The organism is Desulfococcus sp., from assembly GCF_041737845.1.
Lineage (GTDB): Bacteria > Desulfobacterota > Desulfobacteria > Desulfobacterales > Desulfococcaceae > Desulfococcus.
The window spans coordinates 1-3,329 of the sequence record NZ_JBGSQX010000001.1 but is presented as its reverse complement, the minus strand read 5'-3'; the positions used below and the strand labels follow the sequence as shown (position 1 = coordinate 3,329).

3 protein-coding genes are annotated in these 3,329 nt (G+C 66.9%); 2 read left to right on the top strand and 1 reads right to left on the bottom strand.

The features are described from left to right. Positions 1-1,618: DUF1638 domain-containing protein (locus ACEW8N_RS00015; protein WP_373497732.1), on the bottom strand; the 1,618-nt coding region annotated here is incomplete at its 3' end. Between the two features lie 306 nt (positions 1,619-1,924). Between ACEW8N_RS00015 and ACEW8N_RS00010 the strand changes: the two genes are divergently transcribed. Continuing rightward, on the top strand, positions 1,925-2,617 hold the full coding sequence (locus ACEW8N_RS00010; protein ID WP_373497731.1) for a type 1 glutamine amidotransferase: 693 nt from the start codon (positions 1,925-1,927) through the stop codon (positions 2,615-2,617). 59 nt (positions 2,618-2,676) lie between these two features. Then, positions 2,677-3,329, top strand: a 653-nt coding sequence (gene murI / locus ACEW8N_RS00005; protein WP_373497730.1) for a glutamate racemase, incomplete at its 3' end; no start/stop codon positions are given.

Here is a 3,329-nt window from a genome sequence, read left to right as displayed (position 1 = left end):
CCACCAGGGCGTCGGCAAGCCCGGTCAGGTGCCTCGCCCCGGCCACGCTGGCCGCGGGGCCCGACAGGATGGTCTCGACCGGGCGCTCCTTGGCCATGGCCGCGCTCATGAGGGTGCCGTCCCCCTTCACCACCACCACCGGGGCGTGGATATGACGGCGCGACAGCTCCGCCTCCAGATCCGCGAGAAGCTTGGCCAACCGCGGAATGATCCGGGCATTCAGCATGGCCGTGTGGGCGCGGACCTTGAAATCGAGGAGGTCGGACAGCTCGTGGCCGCAGGTCACGAACAGGCCGGTCTCCTCCTGGAGGATCCGCTTCACCGCCAGTTCGTGGGCCGGGTTGATGCTGCCGGCAAACCCCGATATGGCAAAAGCCCGGACCTGATCCCGGTCGACCATCCGCCGGGCCGCGCGCCGGACCTCGTCCGGGTCCACCGGCGTCCGCTCCTGGCCCGAGATCTCGAGGGCGCCTTTGACCACCGCCTTGGGTTCGTAGGCGATATCGCGGCTCTCGAAGAGGCCGTATGGCGGCATCAGGATCATGCCGACCTTCTGCCCATCGCCTTCCACGATAGCGTTGGTCGCGAGCGTCGTGGAGAGGGCCACCATCTCCACCTCCCGCAGCCGCCCCGGATCCAGGCCGGCCAGGGCAGCGCCGATGCCCCGGGTGAAATCCCATTTGGTCGTGAGGGCCTTGCTCTTGGAGAGGGTCTTTCCACCGGCGATGTCATAGATCACCGCATCGGTGTAGGTGCCGCCCGCATCGATCCCGAGGCCGGTTTTCATGGTCGCGGGCCGTTGGTCCGATGTCTCCTCGGGTCGATCGTCGTCCACCACCGTCACCCGTGACGTGCCTGCGGCCCGGTCGGCCCAGGCCGGTTGGGCGGTCAGGCCGGAGCGGAGGGCGTCGAAAGCGATGACGTGGCCGGGCGGCACCACCAGAACCTCGTCCGTGCTCTCCGTCGCCGTCAAAAGCGCCTCGATCAGGGCGTGGCCGCCATTGACCCGCTCGAAGTCCCACCCGTATTCCCCGGCCATGTCCCGGGCGTATTGCTCGTATTTGGCCGATGTCTTCGCGCCGGTCTCGATGAAGACCGCCCGCTGGTAATTGTCCTTCCAGGTGTTCAGGAACCGGAAGGTCCGATCGGCGGCCTCGACCCCGTAGGTCTTGACCAGGTCGTCGTAATGGAGCCTCTCCGATCCGTAGCTGGCCCAGCGGCCGCGCTGGGAGAGGGGTTCGGTCTTCTCTTCGTACCACCCGGCCGAGATATAGTAGGTCCCCGGCGCCTTTCGGAATTCCCGACGGTAGGCCGCGTCGCCGCCCAGGAAAAGGGCGATGCAGTCGTGCACCCGGGGAATGGCCATGGGGATGCCGCCGGCCCTTACGCCGACCGCGCCGCGCCCGCAGACACCGTAGCCGATCACGATGCGCTCCCCGTCGCCCCGGGCGGAGATGGCGTCAACAGCGTCCTGGAGCTTTTTCCGGAGCAGGTCCGGGCGGTCGTGGAGGCCGGCCTCCAGGAACCGGAATTCCACGTCCATCCCCAGGTTTCTGGCGGCGTGGCGCAGATCCACGGCCAGAACGGCGCAGGCCACGGCGTATATCTTTTTTTTCACGGACGGGTTCTCCTTGTCCCACGGGCTTCCGGTTCATGGTTTCAGGCGGTGGAAGCTGGCGCCCGAACACAAAAAACGGCAGGGCAATGATGCCCTGCCGCGCGGTAGGGTGCAGTGTACGGGATGTGTACGGGGATCTCAATAAATATTTTTCCAGAAACCCGCCCTCACCCGTCGATCCGCCCGGGGCAGCCGCCCCGGCGCCGTCTTGTTTCTGTTGAAAAAGAGGCCTCATGGGTGTAAATGTCTCTCGAGTCCTGCGGAGCATCCGCAGGCTATTCCGCCATAAGGGAGATCACCAGGGAGATGAGAGTCCGCGTTCTGCAGCATGTGCCGTTTGAGGGCATCGGGAGCATGGCGGCATGGCTCTCCGGCCGGGGTGCCGAGGTCCAATACACCCGGTTCTTTGAGTCGCCTGAGCTGCCCGACCCCCGCGGCATCGGTCTGGTCATTGCCATGGGAGGCCCCATGAGCGTGAAGGATGAGGCTCAACATCCATGGCTTCGACCGGAGAAGGCGTTCATCCGGGAGGTCCTCCGCCGCGGCATCGCCGTTGTCGGGGTATGCCTCGGCGCCCAGCTCATTGCTTCCGCCCTTGGCGCGAAGGTCTACCCCAACGCGGAAAAGGAGATCGGGTGGTTTCCCGTTGCCGCCGTGGAGACTGCGGCGGACGTGTTCCGCTTTCCCCGGGAGGCGACGGTCTTTCACTGGCACGGCGAGACCTTCGACCTCCCGCCGGGCGCCGTCCGCCTCGCTGGAAGCGCCGGATGCCGCAACCAGGCGTTCCAGATCGGGAAAAACGGGATCGGGCTCCAATTCCACCTCGAAACAACACCGGAATCCGCGGACCGGATCATCCGGCACTGTCGCGGCGACATCGTCAGCGGACCCTACATCCAGACCGAAGCGGCCATGCGGGGTACGCCGGCCTCGGCATATCACGCCGCCAACAGGCTCATGGGCGACCTGCTCTCCTATGTCACCCGGCCTGCCGGATGACGGGGGAGGTGCCTGTGTCAGGGCGATCCGAAATTCATCCCCCCGCCGAAGGGGGACCCGTGGGGGTTTTCGATTCCGGCATGGGGGGGCTGTCCGTGCTCCGGGAGATCCGGAAGGCCCTGCCCCGGGAGGACCTGCTCTATGTGGCCGACTCGGGATACGCGCCCTACGGCGACCGGCCCAGGGACTTCATCGAGCGCAGGGCAGAGGCCATTGCCGACTTTTTCCTGAGGCGCGGGGTCAAGGCCATCGTCGCGGCCTGCAACACCGTCACGGGGGTCGCCATCGAAGGGCTCCGGGCCCGCTGCCCCGTCCCGGTGGTGGCCATAGAGCCGGCCATCAAGCCCGCCGCCGGCATGACGAAATCCGGGGTGGTCGGGGTGCTCGCCACCAGCAGGACCATCGACAGCCCGAGGGTCTCCCGCCTGATCTCCCTTTACGGCAGCGGGGTCCGGGTATTGCTGCAGCCCTGCCCGGGGCTTGTTGAGCGGGTCGAGCGGGCGGAGCTCGAAAGCCCGGCAACCGGCGCCCTGGTGGAGCGGTATGTCGCCCCGATGCTGGAGAAGGGGGCGGACACCATCGTCCTGGGATGCACCCACTACCCCTTCCTGAACCCCTTGATCCGGGCCATCGCAGGCCCAGGCATCACCGTGATCGACCCGGCCGCCGCGGTCGCAAGGGAGCTGGGCCGGCGCTTGAGGGCCGGCCATAT

Coding starts and splice junctions, on each gene's coding strand:
- ACEW8N_RS00010 (WP_373497731.1), top strand. CDS start 1,925: ATGAGAGTCCGCGTTCTGCAGCATGTGCCGTTTGAGGGCATCGGGAGC.